Source organism: Paenibacillus lentus, from assembly GCF_042714055.1.
Lineage (GTDB): Bacteria > Bacillota > Bacilli > Paenibacillales > Paenibacillaceae > Fontibacillus > Fontibacillus lentus_A.
On sequence record NZ_JBHGVC010000001.1, the window covers coordinates 785,204 to 809,713 of the forward strand.

General features: G+C 48.1%; 17 protein-coding genes. 1 reads left to right on the forward strand and 16 read right to left on the reverse strand.

Features of this window, described 5'->3' with window-relative positions; translation table 11 throughout:
• Positions 1–194: 194 nt before the first annotated feature.
• The 8 genes from ACE3MQ_RS03420 to ACE3MQ_RS03455 form a co-directional block, all read right to left on the reverse strand.
• Positions 195–1,523 (reverse strand): alpha-L-fucosidase, encoded by a 1,329-nt coding sequence (locus ACE3MQ_RS03420; RefSeq protein ID WP_379390604.1) that lies wholly within the window; start codon positions 1,521–1,523, stop codon positions 195–197.
• A gap of 16 nt (positions 1,524–1,539) precedes the next feature.
• A complete protein-coding gene (locus ACE3MQ_RS03425) occupies positions 1,540–2,673 on the reverse strand; it encodes a glycoside hydrolase family 88 protein (RefSeq protein WP_379390606.1) in 1,134 nt (377 codons plus the stop codon).
• Between the two features lie 25 nt (positions 2,674–2,698).
• Positions 2,699–4,852, reverse strand: a complete 2,154-nt coding sequence (locus ACE3MQ_RS03430) for an alginate lyase family protein (RefSeq protein ID WP_379390608.1) — start codon at positions 4,850–4,852, stop codon at positions 2,699–2,701.
• Between the two features lie 18 nt (positions 4,853–4,870).
• Positions 4,871–6,451 (reverse strand): response regulator transcription factor, encoded by a 1,581-nt coding sequence (locus tag ACE3MQ_RS03435; RefSeq protein WP_379390610.1) that lies wholly within the window; start codon positions 6,449–6,451, stop codon positions 4,871–4,873.
• 28 nt (positions 6,452–6,479) lie between these two features.
• On the reverse strand, positions 6,480–7,310 hold the full coding sequence (locus ACE3MQ_RS03440) for a carbohydrate ABC transporter permease (protein WP_379390612.1): 831 nt from the start codon (positions 7,308–7,310) through the stop codon (positions 6,480–6,482).
• 16 nt (positions 7,311–7,326) lie between these two features.
• Positions 7,327–8,250 (reverse strand): carbohydrate ABC transporter permease, encoded by a 924-nt coding sequence (locus tag ACE3MQ_RS03445; RefSeq protein WP_379390731.1) that lies wholly within the window; start codon positions 8,248–8,250, stop codon positions 7,327–7,329.
• A gap of 100 nt (positions 8,251–8,350) precedes the next feature.
• Positions 8,351–10,129: a sensor histidine kinase gene (locus tag ACE3MQ_RS03450; protein ID WP_379390614.1), complete on the reverse strand. Its 1,779-nt coding sequence runs from the start codon at positions 10,127–10,129 to the stop codon at positions 8,351–8,353.
• 108 nt (positions 10,130–10,237) lie between these two features.
• Entirely contained in the window at positions 10,238–11,626 is a 1,389-nt protein-coding gene (locus ACE3MQ_RS03455; RefSeq protein WP_379390616.1) for an ABC transporter substrate-binding protein, read from the reverse strand.
• 515 nt (positions 11,627–12,141) lie between these two features.
• Between ACE3MQ_RS03455 and ACE3MQ_RS03460 the strand changes: the two genes are divergently transcribed.
• Positions 12,142–12,543 (forward strand): RidA family protein, encoded by a 402-nt coding sequence (locus ACE3MQ_RS03460; RefSeq protein WP_379390733.1) that lies wholly within the window; start codon positions 12,142–12,144, stop codon positions 12,541–12,543.
• Positions 12,544–12,690: 147 nt separating this feature from the next.
• On the opposite strand, the gene ACE3MQ_RS03465 is transcribed toward ACE3MQ_RS03460, so the two are convergent.
• From ACE3MQ_RS03465 to ACE3MQ_RS03500, 8 genes are all read right to left on the reverse strand, one after another.
• Positions 12,691–14,985: a glycoside hydrolase family 95 protein gene (locus ACE3MQ_RS03465; RefSeq protein ID WP_379390618.1), complete on the reverse strand. Its 2,295-nt coding sequence runs from the start codon at positions 14,983–14,985 to the stop codon at positions 12,691–12,693.
• A 35-nt stretch (positions 14,986–15,020) separates the two neighbouring features.
• Entirely contained in the window at positions 15,021–16,628 is a 1,608-nt protein-coding gene (locus ACE3MQ_RS03470) for a glycoside hydrolase family 43 protein (RefSeq protein ID WP_379390620.1), read from the reverse strand.
• A complete protein-coding gene (locus ACE3MQ_RS03475; RefSeq protein ID WP_379390622.1) occupies positions 16,625–18,250 on the reverse strand; it encodes a response regulator transcription factor in 1,626 nt (541 codons plus the stop codon). The genes ACE3MQ_RS03470 and ACE3MQ_RS03475 overlap by 4 nt, the downstream gene beginning before the upstream one ends.
• On the reverse strand, positions 18,225–20,000 hold the full coding sequence (locus tag ACE3MQ_RS03480) for a sensor histidine kinase (RefSeq protein WP_379390624.1): 1,776 nt from the start codon (positions 19,998–20,000) through the stop codon (positions 18,225–18,227). Before ACE3MQ_RS03480 ends, ACE3MQ_RS03475 begins: the two co-directional genes overlap by 26 nt.
• Before the next feature lie 117 nt (positions 20,001–20,117).
• A complete protein-coding gene (locus ACE3MQ_RS03485) occupies positions 20,118–21,482 on the reverse strand; it encodes an ABC transporter substrate-binding protein (RefSeq protein ID WP_379390626.1) in 1,365 nt (454 codons plus the stop codon).
• Positions 21,483–21,622: 140 nt separating this feature from the next.
• On the reverse strand, positions 21,623–22,459 hold the full coding sequence (locus ACE3MQ_RS03490; protein ID WP_379390628.1) for a carbohydrate ABC transporter permease: 837 nt from the start codon (positions 22,457–22,459) through the stop codon (positions 21,623–21,625).
• Positions 22,460–22,475: 16 nt separating this feature from the next.
• Entirely contained in the window at positions 22,476–23,405 is a 930-nt protein-coding gene (locus ACE3MQ_RS03495; protein ID WP_379390630.1) for a carbohydrate ABC transporter permease, read from the reverse strand.
• A gap of 500 nt (positions 23,406–23,905) precedes the next feature.
• Positions 23,906–24,316 carry a MarR family winged helix-turn-helix transcriptional regulator gene (locus ACE3MQ_RS03500; RefSeq protein WP_379390632.1) on the reverse strand — a complete coding sequence of 137 codons (411 nt, stop codon included), beginning with the start codon at positions 24,314–24,316 and terminating at the stop codon, positions 23,906–23,908.
• Positions 24,317–24,510 lie beyond the last annotated feature (194 nt).

Genomic DNA, 24,510 nt, shown 5'->3' on the forward strand with positions numbered 1-24,510 from the left:
AAGGCTTAATGCAGGCGTTTTGTTTTAATACTATAATAGAGAATCGTTTCTTCAGGGACGTGTACAAAATCTACTATTCCGTGCAATTTTTGTACGAGAATATATCACCGCACTGATCAGCTGTGTTTTCAAACAGACGAACGGCCCACCCGCCGTCTGGCGGATGAGCCGTTATGATTTCGAACATTCTCCTATCAGTCTAATTCCTCTTCCGCTAAGGTCAATTCAATTACCGTATCTATTTCATCAGGAAGCGGAAATGTATGGTGTTCAGGACGGGATAAGGAAAGAAACGCATCATCCGGATACAACGCCGTGTTCCATGGACGCCCGATCAACACCTCGGAGCCGTCCGCCAGCAGGCGAGCTTTTTTGATCCGTCCGGCTAATCCTAGCAAATTGATCGCACCTACATTTTCTTCAAACAAATGGGCGTACAACTTATCGCCTCTCTTCGTATAACGTCCCCACTCCGGCTTTTCTATCCCTGCTTCGCCGCATCCGTATACACTGTCCGAATTGCGCCGCATCCATGAACCGATTTCCTCCAGTATAGCTATCGACTCGTCCGGAATTTCCCCTCTGGCATTCGGCCCCACATTCAGTAGCAGATTGCCGTTTTTACTGACACACTCCACCAGCTTGCGAATGATCATTCTTGCTGTTTTATACATGCGATCGCTTGAGGAATAACTCCAATGATTGTTCAACGTAATACATGCTTCCCATGGTATGGACTCACCTGCTTCATTCACAACCCCTTTGGGCGGAATGATCTGTTCCGGTGAAGCAAAATCCCCGGAGTAGAAGCTGGGATCATTGGAGTATATGCTTCCCCCGATCGAACCGCTGGCTTCCAATCGATTGTCCACGATAATCTGCGGCTGCAGTGAGCGAATCATCTCCATTAATTCATTAGCACGCCAAGCTTCCCCTTGCAAGTGTTCGTAAGAGAAATCGAACCACATAATATCCAGCTTGCCATAATCAGTGAGAAGCTCCCGAACTTGCCCATGCATATAATCCAGGTATCGGTCAAAAGTGGCCGGATTCCGCTCGAACTCGGGATTGTCGCGCATAGGATGATGGAGATCCCCATAAGCCGGATAATCGGGATGATACCAGTCAAGCAAAGAGTAATATAATCCTACCTTCAATCCTTCAGCGCGAAAAGCATCCAGAAATTCTCGAACAAGATCCCGCTTCGCTTGCGTATTCGTCGACTTGTAATCGGTGAGCTGGCTGTCAAACAAACAAAAGCCGTCATGATGCTTCGCCGTCATCACCGCGTATTTCATCCCGGCCTGCTTGGCCAGCCTCGCCCAAGCTCGCGGGTCATAACGATCTGGATTAAATTCATCGAAAAAAACCTGATAATCTTCCAACGACATTTTTTCCTGGCTTCTTACCCATTCGTCTCTTGCCGGAATCGCATACAGTCCCCAATGAATGAACATCCCAAATCGGTCGTGTAAGAACCATTGGGTACGTTCCGTTCTTTGCTCAACAATACTTCTATTCATACGAGCACCCCTTCATTTATCTTTCATACCAGTATCCAGAAACTCCCCATTCAAGACGCATCAAAGCCTCAAGGTAATAATAATCTCCCCATATTACGAAGTCGTCCGGCGAATGCCCATGACGAACGCTGTACGAGCCATGCCGGAGAAACCCTTCCGCATCCGGATCGCCGATCGTTGAATACCGCTTTACCAGAGACTCCATAGAGCGCACCATCCATTGCTGGAAATAGTCCCGTTCCGGGTCGTTCGTTTCCAGATGACTCAGCAGCTCATGCAACCCCGCACAGACGATAGCGGAAGCGGAACTATCGCGCGGCGTACCGGCATCGACTGGCGCATTCAGGTCCCAGTAAGCGACATGATCCTCCGGCAGGTGCTCCAGAAAATAGCGAGCCAGCCGTTTGGATGTTTCCAAGAACAGCTTAATTCCGGTATAACGGTACGATAAAGCAAAGCCATACACGCCCCATGCTTGTCCGCGAGTCCATGTCGATCCGTTGTGAAAGCCTTGATGGGTTGAACCACCGACGGGAACCCCCGTAAACTGATCGAAGGAGAACGTATGATACGAGGAATCGTCGCCTCGGATCAGATACCTTCTGCTCTTCTCCGCATGGATCATTGCCCTCTCGCGATAGCGGTCGTCTCCGGTTACATCCGAAGCCCAATAGAGCAAGGGAAGATTCAGCAGACAGTCTATAATAATGCGGCCTCCTTCTACCTCATCGCCTTCCTTCCCCCAAGCCTGGATCAGCTGCGACGGTTCACGCCAACGCTTCATCAATTTATCCGCAGCGCTGAGCGTCAGCCTCTTCGCCTCTTCATCCTTCTCGAGAATCCATTGAGCCTTGGTAGACAGCGAAAATAGGAAGCCGATGTCATGATGATCTAGAGAAATATGCTGCTGCAAACGATGGCGGAAGCTTTCGATTTGTTTGATCGCAGCATGGCGAAAAACCTCGTCATGCGTGTATTCATAGCAGAGCCAATTGATTCCCGTCCAAAATCCATTCGTCCACTCATTGTTCGGGTTCAAATTTTGAGTATAACCACCGCCATTGATCCCGACATGAGGAAACTGATCTCCGAATCGAGCAATATTGGCTCGAGTTTTCTCTACTGCATCCCCAATCGCTTTATTCCACATCCGTCCTATCCCCTCTTCTTATCATTTATTTGACAACCATAATTTCCGCTTGCAGTTCTCCTTGGCGCCTGCGGATCCATACCACTTCACCGTAGCATTGAACACCATCCACGATATAGGCCTCGATATGCATGGACGGCTTCTTGTGACATAAAACGATGATATGCCGCTCTCCCGTCTGCAGGAATTCGATGGAAACCGCTTCGGCCACATGATCAGAAACGAGGTCTCCGTTGTAGGTTAATACCTGAACCCGGCTTGTTTCAATCGCTTTAAATAAATCCCCTGCCTTCTGCGGAACAAGCAGCTGAAACATCGATGCAAATCCACTCGACTCCAAGCGATATTCTACATACTGGTTCGATTCAGCCAGGTTATACTCGTATGAGATCATTCCGTCCCTCAATCTGGCTTTGAGCTCTTCAGTTGTATCCGTCACAGGGATAATACGAATATTCGCCTCGTCCTTCGAAACCGTTCTGCACTCCAGCGTCGCCGGATTGAGAGAGACCTCTCCCGGAGAGAAGTGGAAATATTGGGAGAACGTATGAGCTTCACGGCAATAAAAGCTGTCAGCTAGAAGCCAGAAATGCGGCTTGAGAAACAAAATCCGCCGAACCGGACGAACAGGATCCTCCAGCTGCTCATAACCGTCATGGCTGCCCTCCACATAGTCGAACTGCTCGTCTGTAATCCATACCGGATGCACTGGCCGGGCCATATTTGAGAACGTCCAGCTGGCTGTGCATTCGGTGAAAGGAATATCGTCCACGATCGTTGTATTATGGCTCTCACATGATTTCAATTGATTGCGAAGCGGATAGTAATCGCTGTAATTGTATCTGCCTGAATCGGTCAGCAAATCCCGACCATAGGCATGTATATCAATATGCAGAAGATCTGCGTGCCCATGACCGCCCCCCATCGGAGCGCAGTCGAAAAACAAGTATAGGTCCTGCTCCCCCCAGCCCGAACGCATAACATAATTGCCGGATCGATCGAACGGGTAAGAGCGATACGTTGGTTCAATCAGCTCGATGCGCCGATAATGTTCTGCCCCGGCGACACCAAACTGCATAAAGGTATCAAAATCAAACCGCTCGAAGGCTCCGAACTTCAAAACGCCATCCCCCAGAAGATACGCGGCCTTCGTCAGCATATCCCGAACATCATTGTCGTCGCTGTCTCCCTGCATCGGCTGATGATGATTCGGTTTGGCCATATAGAGGCTGGCGTAGGCCATACGACGAACCGTCCGGGCGAAAACTGGATCAAGCTCAATTCCGTTGCATCGAGCCAAGCCAAGTACCTCCATAAAGCTATGCAGCACCTCATGATGATACATGGGCGATTGCTCCCAGTGCATGCCATCTGGCGCCACTTGAATAAGCGCCATCTCCTTCATTCGGCTCAGACTGAGCTCTCGCCAATGAGCCGCTTCCTTAAACATTGGGGCAAACACAGCGAGTTCGAATAGGCCGTGATTCTCCAATACGCCCCAATTGCTGATGCGCCGCCAGCCGTCCATATGAGCAGAAATATATGCTCCATGCTGGTGCAAGGAAGCAAGCAGCTTGGCGAACAAGCGCGGAGTAATATAAGGACTGTCCATCAGATATGAAAGCGCTTTTAGCCAATTTTCCAAGCGAATCCCTGCATCGATCGTCCGCCAGGTTGTCTGCATGGATTGCGGCGTAAGAGGATTCCGGTCAATCCAATCCTCGAGTTGTTCCGCGAACGTCCTCGCGTATTTGTCCTTCCCTGTGAACCAATAAGCTTGGCCAAGAGCGATCCAGTAACGATGACGATTGAGCATATATACCCACTCCGGATCGTGATCCGGAATGAATTCCCAGTCAATCCGATCCTTGAATCGAACAGGGACTTGAGTACGCTCCATATCCCAGGGGTAGCGGAACAGAAATGTCCGGTCAACGATCTCGTCCGCTATCCGAATCTCTCTCTCGATGTCATCCCTATAATGCTGCCGGACATCATTCAACGTTGAAAGCCTTTCTTCTAGGCCCAAAAACCAGACCGGTTTATTCCGCCGGAGAAAATACTCCCGTAAAGCCTCCGCCGTTTCAGCATAAGATTGATTTTCTAACGACTCTTTAACCTTTTCCATTCCTGGAAAATCCAGATCTATCCAATCCCAATTCAAACACGACAAATTCATTCAAGTTCCCTTCCCGTCTTAATGCCTATATTCGCTTGGAGTCACTCCGTTATACTTTTTGAACACCTTCGAGAAGTAAGTTCGATCGGAATAACCCAATTTCATGGAGATCACTTCGATCTTGCCTGCATCGTTCTTGATCATCTGGGCTGCTATATCCATCTTCAGACTATGTACATAATCCGTGAAATTCATGCCGCTTAATTTCTTAAAGTACCGGGAGAAGTAGTTCGGATTCAGAAACAGGTGACTAGCCATCGTAACGGTTGTAATATTCTCCGATATGTGCTCTATCACATATTCTTCAATGACTTTCAGTCTGGGCGTTTTCGAGAACATCATAGCAGAATTTGCCGTCGGCCCCATGACATGCTCTATCCGCATATGGATCAGTTTCAGCGTCTCTTCGATTCTCCCAGTATGCAAGAAATAGTAATGAAAGGACTCTGATTCTCCCTGATAACCGAGCTCAAATTCAATCATACGAATCATTTGCGAGCATTCAGAACGCCCCCTGGAGGGGGATACCCGGCTTTCCTTCATTTCTACCAAGGATTTATCGAATAACTCCAGGATCAGCTGCGGGTTCCCTTCTCTCGCAGCAGCTACGAATGACGCTCTTACGCCTGTCGTCATATGTGGTGTTCTCAGCCATTCGGTCGGCTTCCAATCCTGCATGACAGCTGAGGAGACCGAATCGTAATACAGGTCTGAATCATACTGCTTCAGGCGGGAATGAATCGAACCGATCGATTTAACGCCTTGGAACGGATTGCTGACGACAACCCGTATTCGAACCTGGATATACTGCTGAACCGCTCTATGAACTTGATCTATATATCGACCGAATCTTTCACACGCATTTACAGCAAGATTTTTCTCGTAATTATAGATCAGCAGAATCGTTCCTTCTTCGTCTTGAAACACTGACATTCCGTCTATACCCAAAGCCAAATTTTCCGCAATATTATAAAGAGCGAACCGGATCAGCGGAAGATCCTTGAAGCTGTAGCGCGCCGCGAATGAAGCGTAATCGAATATGCCAAGCGCCATCAGAAAGTCGTTTTTTTTCCATACCGTCCCTATTCTTAAGCCCAATTGCTTCACCGAATCGGAGTCGTCTCCAGACAAAATCTGCTTCATGAATGACTGTTTAAGCAAGTTCTTATGCCGTTGAATCTCTATCCGATCCGATAATTGCTCCAGGCGGCTGGTCATTTCGTCCAGATGCGATACCGCCTTGAGAACGCTTTCTTTCAATTTGCCAGAAGTGAGTTCATCCTTGATCAAATAATCGTCCGCGCTGATCTGTACCGCCTTGCGGGCGTAAGAGAAATCCTCGTGACAAGTGAGGAAGATAATCCGGACATCCGGATTGATTTTCTTCATCTCCATAGCCAGTTCAACCCCATCCATCTGGGGGAGACCTATATCCGTAATAACCAATTGCGGATCCTTCTCTTTAAACAGACGCAAAGCCTGAACACTAGAGCAGGCAGAAGAGGTTATTCTCAAACCGAGCTCATCCCATGGCAGCAGTTGTTCCAAGTAACTCAACATAGGAACGTCATCGTCAACCAGCATCATCCGATATATCATGCAGCATCCCTCCACATCTGCAGTCAGTCTATCCTTTGACTCCTCCCATAGCAATTCCATTAATCACTTGCTTCTGAAGAAGCACGAAAACGATAAGAATAGGCAAAATCGTCGATAAGGCAGCCATCATAATCACCGCATAGCTTGTACCGTATTGTGAAGCAAATGACTGTATTCCAAGCGTAACGGTATAGTTGCTTTTACTGATCAGGAAGATCAACGGGTTCTGGTAATCATTCCATGTCCAGAGAAACTTCAAAATGCCTACAGTAGCCAAGATCGGTTTGGCCATCGGCAGAATGATCTGCCAATAAATTCGCAAATGCCCCGCACCATCAATCTTCGCCGCTTCGATATACTCTGTATGAATATCCTTAATAAATTGACGAGCCAGAAACGTCAGCGGGATCGAACATGCTCCCATCAGGATCAGTGCGAAGTGCGTATCATAAAGTCCGAACCACTTTATAAGGATATATCTTGGAACTAAGGTCGATTCCTGCGGAATGAGAAAGAACGAGAGCACGAGTACGAACAGCCCATTTTTAAATGGAAAATTCAATTTGGCGAACGAATATCCGGCCATGGATGAGAAAAGCAGTGTCAGCAATGTCATTAGGATCGCGAGTTTCAGCGAGTTCAAATAGTACAAGCCGAACGGCACATTGCCGAGCCAAACGGTTTTAAAATTCTCGATCAGATTCCACTTGGTCGGAATCCATTCGATTGGAAATTTCATCACATCTACTTCATATTTGGCAGCTGCAGATAACATCCAAACCAATGGAGAAATGAACAATAAGGAGAGAAAGCCGACTATGACAGTAGTTATTAATTTACTTAAACGCAATTTTTTCATCGGTTGTCCCCCCCCCCTAGAACTCGTTCTTCTGCATACGTGATGTAATTATCGAAATAATAGCGATAATCATAAACAGCACCATTGACAATGCAGAAGCGTAGCCCATGCGGAAATTTTGGAAGCCTTCCTCGTAGAGGTAATAAACCAATACGTTGGTCGCGTTATTCGGACCCCCGGAAGTCAGAAAAGCGATCAGATCGAACACCTTGAAGGAAGAGACTATCCCGGTAATACTTAAGAAGAAGGTTGTCGGTCCGAGCAAAGGTACGGTTATCTTGAAAAATTTCTGTAAAGATCCGGCACCGTCAATATCCGCCGCTTCGTACAACTCATCCGGAATGTTCGTTAGTCCAGCCAGATAAATGATCATATTGTAGCCGAGAACCTGCCACACCGCGATAATAATAATCGCCCAAAGAGCATAATTTGTGCTGCCCAGCCACCCCGGAGGCTCGCTCATCCCTAATGTCATCAAGATGTTGTTGATTGCGCCTTGTGTAGGGTGGAATAATATGCTGAACACGGTTGCAACTGCTACGGTTGTAGCAATATACGGGATAAAGAAGACCACCTTGAACAGTTCCTTCAGATATACCCTCGAATTGATTACTGCAGCCAGAACCAATCCAAGCAGCATGCTTACCGGAACGAGAATGACCGAATAAAGCAGATTGTTCTTCAATGCTTTGAGAAACTTCGCATCAGAGAGAATCGCTTTGTAGTTATCGAGACCGATCCAATGAATCGCATCGAATCCTCCAACCAGGTTCCACTCTGTAAAGCTTAAATAAAGCGAAAAAAGTAACGAAAAAACGCCGAACAACAGGATGCCCGTAATCTCCGGGACAACAAACAAAAATCCGACTAACGATTCCTTGCGGGAGTTTGTCCAAAAAACCTTCCTGCCTTTCTCAACATCTGTTTTCGTCGAAACCATTGCCATCTCACTCACCTCAATCTATATGTATCTATGAGAGTATGATAATGGATTACGGGAAAACCGGCGGAAACGATTTATACTAGTATGTGAAAGATTGTTACCTTGAACATTTATCATCATTGGCATCAATATATTCGGCCTGCGCCCGTTGTCGGCTGCTCTCTTCCGGTGTGGGAATAAACATGATAAAAGTGGTTACGGCATCCTCATTTCGCAGCATGTCTATTGTTGCATTAGGTCCGTAAGTTAAACGCAAGCGCCTGAGAGTATTTAACAACCCGACTCCGCGATTTTCCTGGGCATACGTTTCCTCCCTAAGCATTGTCCTCAGCCGGTCGATCTGTGCTTCTTCCATGCCGATCCCGTTATCTTTCACCTGTATGACCACCCCTGACTCCGTCTCGCTGATTTGAACCTCAATCTCTGCATAATCGGGCGGATTTGCAAAACCATGTACGATCGCGTTCTCCACTAGAGGCTGCAGAACAAGGCGGGGAACTTCGAATGACTCCAGATTTTCCGGAAGCTCTACGATGAGGTAAAGCCGCAAACGGCTTCTGACCTTCATGATATCGATATAATCCTGGAGCAGCTTACACTCCTGCCTTAATGTACTCATATCGTTGACCCGCATATATGCTCTCAAGAGACTCATTAAAGCCTCAATCTGTCGGCCGCGGATAGAATCTCCCGCAAGCAGCAATTCGCACTTGATAGAATTCAACGTGTTTATCAAGAAATGAGGCCGGATTTGGGAGAACAGAGCCTGCAGTTCAATAATCCGCTTCTCCTCCTGCTCCTGCTCGACATCGGAGATCAACTGATTGATCTGATCCAGCATTTTGTTAAAGGCGTTACCCAGGACCCCGAACTCGTCGGCGCTTGTTACAGGAAATCGAACGAGCCGATTCCCGCCTCCAAATTGCTCCGCAATCCTCTGCAGCTTGAATAACGGTCGATGAATCCGTTTCGCCAAGACAATGGAAAGAGCGATAAAAATAAGAATCGCCACGCTCAGCACTAGCCCGTACAGAAAAAATATATTCGCTATCTCGTCCGTAATTTCCTTAGGTGAAAACCGATGCTCCACTTTCCAGCCTGTCCTCGAAACAAATGACTGCAATTCGATAACTTCAGAGACGGATTCAAGCTCTGATTGCTGCGGGTATAAGAGAATCGGGTTCCCGTCCGCTTCATACAAGCCGATCTGCCCCGCTCCAATACCTTCGAACAGTTGATGAAAGTACCTGTGGGAAACCGCTACATACAGCACCCCCAAGTAATCATTGCCATTATGTTCTTTGATCACCTTCACAAAAAGATAATTAGATTCATCAATATCGTACAATTCTCCTTGCCCAGCAGGCACGTTAAACCAATAAATCCGCTCCGGATTCGTTTCTTTCTTCCATTGTTCGGTAATCCATTTCGATGATATCGCTTCGATCCTGTTATTGGCATCATAATCAGCACCAGCAGTTCCGATCTGGAACTGGGCTTTGTTTACATAGAATACAAACGCTTTCAAACCGGAAGTCTTGGAGAAGGCCAGGTCCAGCATTTCGGAAATCCGTCCGTATCTCTTATAATCCTCCGAAGAAGCAATCTGGTTCACATTCTTGAACGCCTGCAAATCATCATACAGCGCGTTATATCTGAATAAATTCGAAGCGTATATGATGTCCTCCACACTCTTTTCCATGTCTCCGGCCATCACATTGACTACATTCTGACGCGAGCTTTGTACCTTGTCGATGACAACATCCTTAATCAGGAAAAAGGCCATGAATGAAACAATGGACAGCGGAAGCAGGATAAATATTAACAAAGTTAGCTGATTCCGCATATAGAATGATCGTTTAAAAAGTTTGTACATGCGCCTTTCGCCTCACTCCGATCTCAGTTCCGATTCAACCGAAAGCCTGAAAAGGCCGCCTTGGCGGCCGCCTTCTCACTATACCAATCTATCAATCGGTCAATCTATTCATTTTTTCGCTTGGCTGATGATTTTATTGGCATCTTCCATCATTTGCTTCTGTGCGGCTTCAAACGTGAGGTTATCCAGCATATAAGCGCTGAAACCGTCCTCGATAACCTTCTTCATCTGCCCTGCATAATCGGTTGTCCAGTTCGCGTCGTAGACCGTTTTCGCTCTGCTGTCAAAGACTGTCGCTTTCAAGGATTCCTCCTCGATCAACGCAGCGTCCGGGCCGACCAGAGCTTGGATTACTTTGCTGGCATCCGTTTTCTTGTAGCCTGGGAAATCTCGAATGACATCGGTCTGTAGAGCTACATATTCAATGAATTTATAGGCTTCTTCTTTGTGCTTGGAAGAAGTGCCCACGGATAGGTAGTCCCCGCCGATATAAGAAGATCCGATTTCCGCGCTGTCGGACGAACGAGGCAGAGGCGCAAAGACAGTCTGGAAATCATGTGGATATTTCTCTTGATCCTTGATCATTCCTACAATAAATGTTGCTGTAGGCACCATAGCTGCTTTTCCGCTGAAAAATTCTGACGCGTAATGAAGCTTGGCACCAACGATCTCAGAGAACGGCTTGACCGATTTGTCTTCCTTCTCCATAGCGCGGCGCAGCTCGAAAAATTGCTTGTAGGATTCGTCGTCGAAAATCGGCTGCTGATCTTGGGACAGATACGGATGCGGTTTTTCGGAATATGCCGGGAAGCCCACATACTCTCCCCAAGTATGGAAATAAGCTCCGAATTGTTTGTCCGCTCCCTCGCCCTTATTCAATTTTTTCGCATAATCGCGGAAATCATCCCAGGTCCAGCCCCATTCTGGAATCGGAAGATTCGCTTCATCCAGCGCCTGTTTGTTGATAATAACCAACCAAGGGCTGGCCATATCCTGAAGACCGTAGACTTTACCCTGATAGACCGGATTAACGTAGAAGTCGTTAGCAGGATCAAGGTTATTGTTCTTCATATAATCGTCGATCGGAGCCAGGACGCCTCGTGCCGCCCGCTCAATAATAAAGTCGACATGAGAGAATTGAATGACGTCGATCGGATCGTCCGCAGCGCTCATAATATCCAATTTCTTGTAGAAGTCGGTGCTGTTTGCGTTATCTACAAGCTGTATCGGTTCTACATGGATATTGGGGTTCTCCTTCTCAAAGTTATCGACAATCTTCTGTATATCCTCAAATTGCGAACCATTGTACCAAGTGTAGTATTTGATCGTAACCTTATCCTGCTTCTTGTCTTCCTCTTTCGGCTGAGTTGCGGCCTGATTGCCATCCGTATTGCCTGATGCCTGATCGTTCGCCGGCGCATTTCCCCCGCTTGAGCCGCATCCCGCAACCAATGCAAGCGCAAGGAAGCTGATCAATAACATTTTGAATCTTTTCATTTCGCATCCCCCTACCTATCATTAAGTACCTTCGACTAAGATTCTAGTAGGAAAAGCGCTTACATTGCGTGCAATATTTCGATATGTTCGTGCATTATTTTGATATGTCTGCTATCTGCCCATCCATTCCCTCCCCCCATTTAAGCTTCTATCCATAAGTAAGTTATAGAATAATAAATATCGCTATCATTCAATATTGTTAAAACATAATAAGTCGGATTTCAAAAGCTCAAAGACCTTCAACAATAGTCAAATGAAGCTGAAATCGTAAATATTTCCTTGTTGATTTAGTTTCATGCTATACTTCTATTGTATTGCTTGTATATTATTTCACTTTTAAATATGAAGGAGGGAATACCGGATGAAGAAAAGATCGATTAAACATTTATCTACCGGCATCGGGTATTCTACTGCTGTTTTCTTCTAGAATTGATTTTTGATAGGATAAGTCTGTCCAAAATTAGAAGGAATTTCAAAAACAGCGAGAAAATATTTAAAAGGAGAATTTACAAATGATGAACTCAAATAAAAACATAGTTAAAAGATATAACCCAGAAAATGTTACGAAACCTGTTGGAAACTATAGTCATGTAACAAAAATAAGCAGGGATGCCGAACTCTATGTATTCTCTGGTCAAATTGGTATCGATCAAGATAATCATATTCCTGCAGATTTCAATGAACAAGTGACAAATACAATGAATAATATTGTTGAAATCCTTGCTTCTCAGAAGTTAACTCCGGATCATGTTATTAAAATCAATATTTGGGCTACGGAAGAAATTGATTGGGATCATTTCGATGAAATATGGAATAGAGTATTCGGTACTACACCCCCTTCAATGACAATTGCATATATTAACGGATTAGGTTTACCTGAGTTAAAAATAGAATTAGATGTTTGGGCTGCCGGTTGATCGGTGTATCCAAAAAGGTGAACTAAGCTCCAAATAACGTGAAAGCAAACACTCTTCAGCCCTTTCGCTTCTGATAACGCTCATGCTGATCGTCCCCAAAAAAGAACCTGAGTGTAGCATCTCAGGTTCTTTACTGTGATCAAGTATTTACAAAGAATGAACTTCAAGCCTTCCCGTATCGCAAGTAATACGATAAGTCCCTCCTGGCTCTATCGGCCATTTGCAGCGCAGCGCAGCTCCTGCATGGGAAGCCTGCACGGTCAAGCGGCACACCCCGCTGTGATTCGCGCGGATGACCGCCTCATTCAAGCACTGATTTGACCAGCGGATATCCACCGTGTAACCGCCGCGTGCCCGCAGTCCGGTGATCTCCCCTTCCTTCCAGGATGGCGGCAGCGCCGGCAGCAAATGCAGCTCGTCATTATGGCTTTGCAACAGCATTTCGGCAATGCCCGCAATACCGCCAAAATTGCCGTCGATCTGGAACGGCGGGTGCGTATCAAATAAATTAGGCAGCGTTGAATGCGCCAGCAAGGCATGCAGATGCTTCTCGGCCTGCTCGCCGTCCCAGAGCCTTGCCCAGAAGTTGATGATCCAAGCTCTGCTCCAGCCGGTGTGTCCGCCTCCATGAGAGAGTCGCCGCTCAAGCGTCTTCCGCGCTGCGGCCGCTAACTCCGGCGTTGCGTCCGGGGTTATTTCGCGGCCCGGATGAAGCGCGAACAGATGGGAAATATGTCGATGGCCCGGTTCAGCCTCCTCGAAATCATGAATCCATTCTTGAATTCCGCCGTGTTTAGAGATCTGCATCCCAGGCAAGCGCTCCAAGACCAGGGACAGCTCTTCGCGCCACATTGCATCGAGGCGTAAAATGCCAGCTGCCTCTATGCATGCGCTGAACAAGGCGCGGATAATCTGATTATCCATCGCCGGGCCGTAGGTGAACACACCCGTCTCTCCATTTTGCTGCACGTAAGTATTTTCTGGAGAGATTGACGGACAAGTCACTAAAGCGCCCTCTGGACTTTCCACGAGATAATCCTGAACGAAGAGCGCCGCTTCCTTCATCGTTTCGTAATGCGCCTCAAGAAATGCCATGTCGCCAGTAAACTCGAAATGCTCCCATAAATGTAGGGATAACCAGGCCAAGCCCAATGGCCAATACGTTGCCGGCAGCCAGACGTCCTGCGGAGCCGTATCCGCCCAGATATCCGTGTTATGATGAGCGCAGGCTCCCCGGCAGCCATACATGATTTGCGCGGTGTGACGGCCATTCACCTTAACGCGCTCGATCAATTCGAACAAAGGCTCGTGCAGCTCGGACAGGTTGCATATCTCGGCAGGCCAATAGTTCATTTGCAGATTGATATTGATCGTATATTTGCTGTCCCACCTCGGCAAGAATTGATCATTCCATATCCCCTGCAAATTGGCCGGCAAGGAGCCCGGACGGCTTGATGAAATGAGCAAATAGCGGCCAAAATTAAAGTACAGCCGATACAGTTCATGATCCCCTGTTCCTTTTCGCAGCCTCTCCAGCCGCGTCGAGGTATCCAACTCCTCCGCTTCATGATCCTTGGGGCCAAGCCTAAAGCGGACTCGATCATACAACCGGGCATAATCGGTTTCATGGCTATGCTTAATGGCGGCATATCCTTTCTTCGCGGCAGCTTCCACCGTCTGGAGACAGTACGCCTCCGGCTCGACGTATCTAAAGCTGGTCGCAGCTGAAAGATAAAATACGACCTCATCGGCCTGCTCGATTACGAGATGATCGCCGATCGCCCGGACTTGACCGCCTTCCGCCGTGCATTTCAATACCGTGCAGTAAGTCACGCCATTTTCTCCGCCTGCGCTGCCTCCCATCACGAGCAGATCCGGGCCGCTGCTCCTGACCCCTTCCACATAACGCCCTTTGGCCCTGTTGAACCTGGTCGTCAAGGATAAGGAACCAGGGCAATCCGCCAGCAGCCTGACGACGAGCACTTGATCCGGATGACTTATCAGCAGCTCGCGTCGGTAATGAATGCCCTTATAGGCGTAATCCACATTCACCTCGGCCTTCGCTAGATCAAGCTCACGCCGGTATCCCTCCTGCTGTCCCTCCTGCTGACCCGAAAAGTTTAATAACAAGTCCCCTAGCGGCAAATAGTGGCGCTGGGTTTCCGGAATTGCCGTCATCGCCAGTTTCGCCAGCTGCTCAGCCTCCCGGGCCTTGCCTGAGAACACTAATTTTCGAATCTCCGGCAAATAAGCCGCCGCAGCTGGATTATGCCGATCTCTCGGCCCGCCATACCACAATGAATCTTCATTCAATTGGATGAGCTCCGATTCGACCCTCCCGAACACCATCGCGCCTAATCTCCCATTTCCCAGCGGCAGCGCCTCATTCCAGCTGCTGGCAGACTGGCGGTACCACAGCTTATCCTGCATCTCCTGCGCCAATATCACTCACTCCATTTCGCCTCATCTATATTGCATTACATATTCGGATAGGAGCCTTCCTCCACATAGAAGCTTTCGAAATCTGCGTATCCCCCCTGCGAGCCCTGCGCTGCTTGAGCAAACAAACCTAGCTTGGCGCCGACCCATTGGCTAACCGTCGCTTGAAAAGGCTCATGCTCCATGCTATTGACGACACCCTCAATGGCATTGCCATCAATGCTGGCCCCATCCAAGCTATATCTAAATCTGCACCACGCTTCGGGAGCCACATCGACTCGCAGAGTGACCTCCCTCCCGGTGAAGGTTCTCTGGCAAACTACCCGTTCACCTTCAGCATCTCCCTCTATGACTTGCAACCAGTAAGTTTCTCCGTCAGTACTTCGATGAACAACCAGACCAGCATAATGATAACCGAATATAAGTAGACCGGCGCGGCTTCCCGGTTGAAGATTCCCGGCATCCAGCAGCGTTGCTGCCGAAAAAGCATAGGCCGGAAATTTTTGCAGCAGTAAATGCGGCGCTTGGAACAATGTACTCTTCGGAGAAGCTGCGGACTGCGCGAACAGCCGCAGATAACCCGGGCGATCCTTAAGCGAATACCAATCCGCCTGCGGGTTCGCCTGCCACTGCCATTGCAATCCAAGCCGCTCTCCGTCGAAATCGTCCGAAGCAGCGGGCGCTTCAATAGGATGTTCGGCTCCGACATTCGGCTTCGGCCATTTCAGCACCGGCTCACCGATGCCGTCACCATCGATATCTTCACCGATCAAGGGCCAACCATCCTGCCATATCATCGGCTGCAAGTGAACGATCCTGCCATAAGCATCCTTATGCTGAAAATGCATAAACCACGACTCTCCGGAGGCTAATTCGACCCATCCGCCCTGATGCGGGCCGTTAATCGGCGTCGTTCCCTGCTGCATGACAATCTTCACCTCGTACGGCCCGAGCGGGCTCCTGGAGCGCAGCACCGTCTGCCAGCCTTCCTCCACGCCGCCAGCTGGGGCGAAAATATAGTAATAGCCGCCCCGCTTATACATTTTCGGCCCTTCAATCGTCGGCTGACGCTCTGGATCATCAATGATGATGACCCCGTCATCCAGCAGCCGGCTGCCATCAGGAGCCATGCGGCAAACCCTTAGCCGGTGCTTGATTCCGCTGCGGCTTCTCGCATAAGCATGAACCAGATATGCTTGTCCATCGTCATCCCAGAACGGGCAAGCATCGATCAGCCCTTTCCCTTCCTGCACTAAATGCAGCTCTGACCATCCTCCCGCCGGATCTGCTGCTGTCGTCATGAATATCCCTACATCGGGATCGCCATAAAATATCCAATACTTTCCGCTATGGTAGCGCAAGCTGGGCGCCCACACGCCATTGCCATGCTGAGGAATATCATAATTGGGCAATGGCATTCTTGGCAGAGCATGATTAATCAGCCGCCAGTTGACGAGATCCCTGGAATGCAAAATCGGCAAGCCGGGGATATGACCAAAGCTCGACGCCGTCAAATAAAAATCCTCGCCCACACGAATGACGTCCGGATCGGAATAATCGGCATGCAGCACCGGATTACGGTAGTAACCGTCCCCTTGGTCAGCCGTCCATGGGCCCCATAGTTGGTTGCCTTGAATGTTCTTCATCTGATTCGCCCCGTTTCCAATAGTTTATGTTGCTGCTTGAATTCGCTCGGACTCATGCTTGTATATTTTTTGAATACTTTAGAGAAATAAGCACGATCCGAATATCCCAGCATAAAAGCCGTGTTCTCTGCCGTTTCGTTATTTTGGGCCAGAAGCCGCTTGGCCTCCTCCATTTTGATCAGATGCACATGATCGGTAAAATTGATGCCGGATATCTTTTTGAAATAACGTGAAAAGTAGCTTGGATTTAAATGCAAATGCCTGGCAATGTCGATCGACGTAATGATTTTATGAATATGCTGATGAATATACGCATTAATGATCTTCATATCCGGGTTATAGGCGTGGCTGTCCTCATCTGTCATTTTCGACTGCTCGAGCAGCTTGTCCGTAAACCAGCGAATCATTCGAATGGCTTCACTCAATCGGAAAGTCAGCTTCATATCCTGTTGAAGCGGTTCCTCGAGCTGCTTGTTCAACCTGTACACCGCCTTCTGCAGCATCCGTATGAACAGCTCCTGTGCTTTGCAAGGATTTGGCCTATGCTGCTCCAGCAGCTTTTCCAGCGCCCCTAAGTAAATCTGAGCTTGGGATCGATTGGAATCGCATAAGGCGGCTGCCCATTTCTTGATATGTGTCTCCGCATCCTCTTGAGCTGCAGTCTCCCAATCGCCAATTGAACCCGTACCTTCCGGCAGCGAGCCGCCTTGCATGCGAACCAGCGAGCAAGCTGCATAATATTGCTCCGAAATATGCTGCTTAATTCGATCCACCAAGGATCTAAGCTGCTTCAGCGAAACCGCCCCGTCATCCATAATAAAATAACAATCGGTTCGCAGAAATTCATTCAGCTTGCTCCGCAAGCGCGGCAAATAATCGCCCAAAACAGCCTGAGCCGTACGACGATCCTCCGTATTCGCAACAACCCACAGCCTTGAATCGTTAGCAAGAATCGGTGTTATGCCGTTTCTCCCAGCAAGCTCGGTTGCGATATTGTAGGCCGCATACTGAACAAGCTCAAGATGCTCCCTGTTGTAGGCTTCGAATAAGGAGCCGCGGTCAAGATGGCATAGCGCTGCCGAGAAGCACGGCTTGCTCCACTCAATCCCGAGCCCGTTACCTTGAAGCAGCACAGCTTCGGGATCACAGGCGTGAAGCAGGTCGTGGAAAAAACGCTGCACCAAAATATCCTTGTTTCGCTCAATCTCGCTTTTATAGGCCATGCTCTCCAATTCCTGCTGCGAGGATTTCATGCGCGCCATCGCCTTGCCGATGCTCTCTCGAATATTATCCAGGCTGAGCTCATCCTTGACGATATAATCGTCCGCGTCAATCCGCAGCGCCTCCTTGATGTATTGAAATTCCTCGTGGCAGGTGAGGAAAATGACCCGAAGCCCCGGGCTCCATACCCGAAATTGGCGGGCAAGCTCAATCCCGCTGCCGTCCGGCAGGCCGATATCCGTCAGCAGGATATCCGGCTTGGACGTTTGAAATAACTCCCGGGCTTCCTCGGCGGAATAAGCCGCAGCACATACGTCCAAATGCAGCTCTTCCCAAGGGACAAGCTTTCGCAAATATTCCACTACCGGCACATCGTCATCCACAAGCATTATTCTCGGCATATTGCATTTCCTTTCCTGAGTATTCGGCTGCCGCAGGGATAACCAGCGTGCACACAAAGCCTTCGGGCACGTTCGGGCCAACGGCAAACCTCGCTTGCTGTCCATAGCTCAGCTTGAGACGCCGCATCACGTTGAACAGCCCAACCCCTTTATCTCCCTGCACCTCAGTTTTGCTATTCAACTGCTCATTCAGCGCCGCTGCTTCCTCCTCGCCGATTCCTTTGCCATTGTCCATAACGTGAATCGTTATTCCTTCCTCACTTTCATGCACTTTAATGCAAATCTGCGGATTGGTGATAACACGCTTCATTCCATGAACGATGCTGTTCTCCACCAGTGGTTGAAGAAGCAGCCTGGGAACCTTGATCTCACGAAATTGCTCCGGCAAATCGACCGTAAATCCAATATCAAGACGATTCCTCATTCGCATAATCGATACGTATTGGGCCAACAGCTTGCACTCGTCCTCCAGCGGCAAAGGCTCGTTGACCCGAAGATGCGCACGGAGCAAGCTCATGAGGGAATCGATTGTTTGGCTGTGCAGACGGTCGCCCTCCAATGCTAAATTGCATTTTATCGAGTTCAGCGTATTGAACAGAAAATGCGGTTGAATTTGGGAATACAGCGCATACAGCTCAATTGTCCGCTTTTCTTCCTGTTCGGTTTCCACCTTTTTAATCAATGAGTTGATGTTATCAAGCATATTGTTAATGGAACGTCCAAGCACAGAAATTTCATCCTGGCCATTCACGGCATAGCGGATTAGAGTGTTACCTTCCCCATACTGCTTAACGATCCCCATTAATTTGCGGATGGGACGATTCAGCCCTTTGGCAAACACGATCGACATAAACAAAAATACAAACATGACGATGAGCACAGCCATCAGTAAATAGGAGTAACGCTGGGTCAGCTCCCCGCTGATCATATTTTTCGGCAAATCATAGGTCAGCTTCCATGGTGTTCCAGGGACATCCACCGTCTCCCGAATCCAATCTTTAGCAACGACCGCATCGAACCGTGGCGGGCTCTCTTCTACCCCGGCAATCAACTGGGAATCCTCGTTATACAACGAAATAATGCCTCCGCCGGATTGCTCGAACAACTGGCTGAAGTAGGACTCGGGAATGCCGATAAACAGTGTGCCAAGCACTTCATGGCGTAACGGATCGTAAATAGATTTCTTGCTGAAATAATAGTAGGGTTCACCGAACACCCCTGCGTACCCGTCAGCTTTATCTGCTCTGAACCACTGCGCAATACCGGAGGCAGCTTCCGTCTCCGTCATATGCCGAAACCGCTCATCCGTCTGCAGCCTAGCGATTTCCTCTCTTTTAATGGAACCGATAATCGGATAATTCTCTTGATTGATATAGAATGCACTAACATGAACCAGCGATAATTTGCCGATATGGAGCGCCGCACTGTCGTTCAGGAAGGTATAAGCCTGGTAGTGCTGAAAATTATCAAAGCTCTGCAAATGCTCCAGCTTTCTGAGATTGTCCAATATGCCGTTATTTTGCGATTGCGTGAACTGATTTGCAGTAAACATCACATCATTCGCCGTTTTCGAAATATCATTTGCCAATATGCCGATGATGCCCCTCATTCCGGTACGGACGTTCGTTTCATTGGCCTGCCTGTTGGCTATATACGAAAAACCCGATATGCACAGCAATGGAATAACGAGAAACAGCAGCAGCGCCGCCTGTATTCTTCGATAAAATGAACCTCTGTATATCCACTTCAAATGTCATTCCCCCAGCAGTCTAGCTTTTACTTGATCGTACACCACATCAGGGAAAAGAAACAGGGAAACCGTATACAACCCGATCTCCCTATCGTTTTATTTCTATTTATTCGCGTTCTATTTGTTCGCGTCGATAATTTTCTGGCCTTCGCTCATCATATAAGCCAAAGCTTCATCAAATGTGCTGTTATCGAGTAAAAACTTGTTGATTCCGGCCTCCGCTACCTTCTTCAATTGCTGCTGATAGGATACGCTGACCTCCGAAGTTCCCGCCGTCCGGACGTACTCGTTAAACAGCGTATTGGACAACGCCGTCAAATCAATGATATCGGACTTGTCGCCAACCAGCTTCTCCAGTACGCCTTTGCCGTCTGCATTTTTCCAACCGGGAATTCGGCCTGACACTTCGGCTTGCTCCATGGTAGCAAAACGGATGAACTCAAACGCGGCTTCCTTATGCTTCGAATTCTTTTGAATGGTCAGAAAGCTGCCGCCAATGCTCGTGAGTCCCTGCTCGACCTCGGCCGAAGAACGAGGAAGCGGAGCAAACGTAATTTTGAAATCGCGCGGATAGCTCTCCGTATTCAAGAAGGCTTCATCCAACGAATAGCTCGCGATCGGCATCATGCTTGTCGTGCCGTTCATAAAGTCAGTGGCCCAGCTTTGCTTGGATGCCAGTACATCGGCCAGCGGTCTAACCGATTTATCCTCTACTTCCATAGCTCGGCGCAGGTTAAACCAATAATTAAAGCTTGGATCATCAAACAGCAGGGTGCCATCCTCTTTCAACTGCGGATTCTTAAAATCCGTATAGGCAATAATGTTGGCATATTCACCAAAGGTGTGGAAATAAGCGCCGTATCGTCCTTCCTTGCTGTCTGCCAGCTTTTTAGCGTAATCGCGGAATTCGTCCCACGTCCAGTCATAGTTAGGCAGATCCAGGCCTGCTTCCTTCAAATGATTCTCGTTGATGGCCACATACCAGAAGCTCGCATCTGTCATCGTACCGAAGTACTCCCCTTTATATGTAGGGTTGCGGTAAAACTCCTTCTCCGGATCAATATGGTTTGCTTGATAGAATTCATCCAGCGGATACAGCATGCCATTGCCAGCGCGCTCCAGGACGTATCCTTCATTATTCATCAGAACCAGATCCACCTCTTCGCCAGCTGCCGACAGAACATCCAGTTTCTGCAGCATTTCCCGTGAATCATTGTTTTGCACGAGGGCGACATGCTCTACTTTAATATTCTCGCTTTGGGCATTGAAAGCTTCTACCAGGTTCATGATCGGTTCGCCAGGATCTCCCTTGGCATTGCTGTACAGTTTTAGCGTAACGTTCTGTCCCCCAGCCGTTCCATCCGCCGCCGCGCCATTGCTGGCAGCGCTTCCATCACCAGCCTTGCTCTGACCGCCGTTACCGCCGCAAGCCGATAGGATCAGAATGAAACTCAGCATTAGCAATACGTAAACCTTTTTCATCTGTGCATCCCCTTTTAGTAGATTAAGTATTTACATAACTAGAATAAGCGAAGGACAAGTATTTTACCGTGTACTCTGTTTGGATGTTTGCGTGTATAATTTTGAACTTCATCATTCTATCACTTCAGCCATCCAGCAAGCTACCCTTTTACGCCACCGACCGTTATACCGTTAATGACCTGCTTCTGCAGCACGATAAAGACGATGATCAATGGAATAATAGCCGATACCGCTGCCATCATCATCAGCGACACATTATTGGAATACTCCTGTCTAAAGAACTGAATGCCGAGGGGCAGCGGATACAGCTCCTTCGAGAACAAGAAAATAAGCGGATTCTGATAATCGTTCCAGGTCCATATGAATTTAATGATTCCCGCTGTAGCAAGAATCGGCTTCGATAACGGGAGCATAATTTGCGCGTAAATCCGCAAGTAACCGGCTCCGTCGATTTTCGCGGATTCGATAAAATCATTCTGAATTCCCATCATGTATTGCCGCATCAAGAACGTGAAGTACATCGAGAAGGCGAGCATCAGAATAAGCCCTTCATGGGTGTTATACAAGCCAAGCCATTTGATCATGATAAATCTTGGCACCAGCGTTGCCTGCTCTGGAATAATCATAAAGGACATCATCAGGCCAAACATGATTCCTTTCCCCGGCGCACGCAGCTTGGCGAAGGAGAAGGCAGCCATCGATGAGAAAATGAGTGTACACAGCGTAGCTAATACGGACAGCTTGAACGAATTCCAGTAAAACAAGGAAAAGGGTACATTCTCCAGCCATACCTTCTGAAAGTTGCTCACCCAGTTCCATTCCTGCGGAATCCATTGGATCGGGTAAGTCATGACATCGCGTTCCAGCTTGGCCGAAGCCGAGATCATCCATACCAGCGGCACGATGAACAGCGTGGATAGTGCACCGCACAGGATCGTAAATATCCAGCGGCTAAGTTCGAATTTCTTTATGTTCACAGTAGTCGCACCTTCCTTATGCCTTTTTTTCTCGAGCCTGCACAATCCAGGTAATGGAGGTTACCGCAATAACGAGCAGGAACAATATCCAGGACATGGCCGAAGCATAGCCCATATTGAAATTGACGAAGCCCTCTTCATAGATGCGGTACACGATGACTGTCGAAGCGTCATTTGGCCCGCCATCCGTCAGGAATTTGATGAGGTCAAACACTTTAAACGAGCTGATAATTGTCGTGATCGTAAGGAATAAGGTCGTTGGTGCGAGCAGCGGCAGCGTAATCGATTTAAACTGCTGAATGCCGTTCGCGCCGTCAATTTCCGCCGATTCGTATAATTCTTCCGATATTTGCGTGAGCCCCGCTAGAAAAATGATCATCTGGTAGCCAAGCGCCTGCCATATGGCAATGACCATGATCGCTATGATCGCATAGTGGGAATCAACCAGCCATTTAGGCGGATCGGCCAAGCCAAGCTCCATCAAAAATCGGTTGATCGGGCCGCTCGAGGGATGATAAAGCGCCGCCCATACGGCAGCCACGGCTACGGTCGAACAAATATAAGGGATAAAGAACAGGATCTTAAACAAATCCTTGGCATACACCTTGGTATGAATGATCACCGCCATGATCATGGCAACAATCAAGCCGACAGGTACCGTAATGGCCGTGAAAAAAATGTTGTTTTGAAATGCCTTCAAAAACTTGGAGTCATCGATCAGCCTTGTGAAATTGTCAAAGCCAACCCACTTCATCTCGGCAAAGCCGCCGACGAGATTCCAGTTCGTGAAGCTTAAGAATAGAGAGAAAATGAGCGGAAAAATAGCCAAGGCAATAATCCCGATCGCCTCCGGGGCCAAAAATATCCAGCCGACGACCGCCTCCTTCTTGCTGGGATTCCACCATTTTTTCCGGTGCATCTTCTCCGGTTGATCTAGTGAAGACATGATGTCCCTACCTCCTCCTGCTAGATAAGCTAATTCATAACTTAAGTATAAGAAGGAAGGCTGTCGGTTCCGGCATAGGATTTATACTTTTTATCGTGCAATATTTTTACTATATAAGTTGAACTATAAATTTTAGAGTGAAAGCAGTCGTGTGAAATGTTCTTTCGAAATTGTACGAGTTTTCGTTCAAAACTGCCGCAACCGACCGCCTCGAGAGCTCTTTTGTATGAGTTTTCGTTCAAAATTGTTGCTGCAGCCGACCAGGTCGGATTCCGTTTGTTTCTGCCTTTGTGTAGCCATCAGTTGAATAGCATGGAGGGCGATGGCAGCCATAAGGCGGACATGAGAATAAGGTTGCTTCAACTTATATAGCCCAATATAACAACAAAAACGCGTGACCCTTCGGATAGAGGATCACACGTCTCCTGATTTAGCTTCAGCTGTATCAATAAGCAACATATTATGTTGAAGGGATTAACCACCTAATATTGATAGCCCCCCTACTTCGTACCCGAAATTTTACCCATTAAATAAACGAGCAGCTGCTGATTATGCGTAGAAATCCGGCTAAGCACGCCGTCCAAATATTCATGGCGAATCGAAATTCCACGGTCGGCCTCGGCCTTGCCCTTCTCCGTAATCGAAATCCAGACGATCCGCCGATCCTCCTCATCCCGATCCCTGCGAATGAGCTCGGCCTTCTCCATGCGATCCAGAAGCATCGTCACCGCTGCCGGGGTCGTTGCTAGAAACGGGATCAGATCGGACGGCTTCAGCTGGCCATTCTGCTCCAACACTTCAAGCACTGACAACTGCGACGTGGTCAATGTTGGCGCAAGCTCCTCCTCCAAGTGGTTCTGATAGTCTTTTACTATTTTGCTCAGTAACTTTCCAAATTCCTCGGTATGCACTGATATCCCCCTGTCCGCCTCACTGCATGGTTTATACTTGTTGCTTATAGTACTTCTCGCTCATTTCAGTTACCCTCTAACTAAGCTGCTGTTGCCTGTATTTATGCAGCCTTATCATTTCGTCCTATGTAAGTGATAAGCTTGTATCGCAATAAAAGCTGCTGCTGATCGCGTTCTGTCTGCTTAGAGCGTAC

Excerpts from the sequence above, each read along its gene's own strand:
- ACE3MQ_RS03420 (WP_379390604.1), bottom strand. The coding sequence starts at position 1,523 with ATGAATAGAAGTATTGTTGAGCAAAGAACGGAACGTACCCAATGGTTC.
- ACE3MQ_RS03425 (WP_379390606.1), bottom strand. The coding sequence starts at position 2,673 with ATGTGGAATAAAGCGATTGGGGATGCAGTAGAGAAAACTCGAGCCAAT.
- ACE3MQ_RS03430 (WP_379390608.1), bottom strand. The coding sequence starts at position 4,852 with ATGAATTTGTCGTGTTTGAATTGGGATTGGATAGATCTGGATTTTCCA.
- ACE3MQ_RS03435 (WP_379390610.1), bottom strand. The coding sequence starts at position 6,451 with ATGATATATCGGATGATGCTGGTTGACGATGACGTTCCTATGTTGAGT.
- ACE3MQ_RS03440 (WP_379390612.1), bottom strand. The coding sequence starts at position 7,310 with ATGAAAAAATTGCGTTTAAGTAAATTAATAACTACTGTCATAGTCGGC.
- ACE3MQ_RS03445 (WP_379390731.1), bottom strand. The coding sequence starts at position 8,250 with ATGGTTTCGACGAAAACAGATGTTGAGAAAGGCAGGAAGGTTTTTTGG.
- ACE3MQ_RS03450 (WP_379390614.1), bottom strand. The coding sequence starts at position 10,129 with ATGTACAAACTTTTTAAACGATCATTCTATATGCGGAATCAGCTAACT.
- ACE3MQ_RS03455 (WP_379390616.1), bottom strand. The coding sequence starts at position 11,626 with ATGAAAAGATTCAAAATGTTATTGATCAGCTTCCTTGCGCTTGCATTG.
- ACE3MQ_RS03460 (WP_379390733.1), top strand. The coding sequence starts at position 12,142 with ATGAACTCAAATAAAAACATAGTTAAAAGATATAACCCAGAAAATGTT.
- ACE3MQ_RS03470 (WP_379390620.1), bottom strand. The coding sequence starts at position 16,628 with ATGAAGAACATTCAAGGCAACCAACTATGGGGCCCATGGACGGCTGAC.
- ACE3MQ_RS03475 (WP_379390622.1), bottom strand. The coding sequence starts at position 18,250 with ATGCCGAGAATAATGCTTGTGGATGACGATGTGCCGGTAGTGGAATAT.
- ACE3MQ_RS03485 (WP_379390626.1), bottom strand. The coding sequence starts at position 21,482 with ATGAAAAAGGTTTACGTATTGCTAATGCTGAGTTTCATTCTGATCCTA.
- ACE3MQ_RS03495 (WP_379390630.1), bottom strand. The coding sequence starts at position 23,405 with ATGTCTTCACTAGATCAACCGGAGAAGATGCACCGGAAAAAATGGTGG.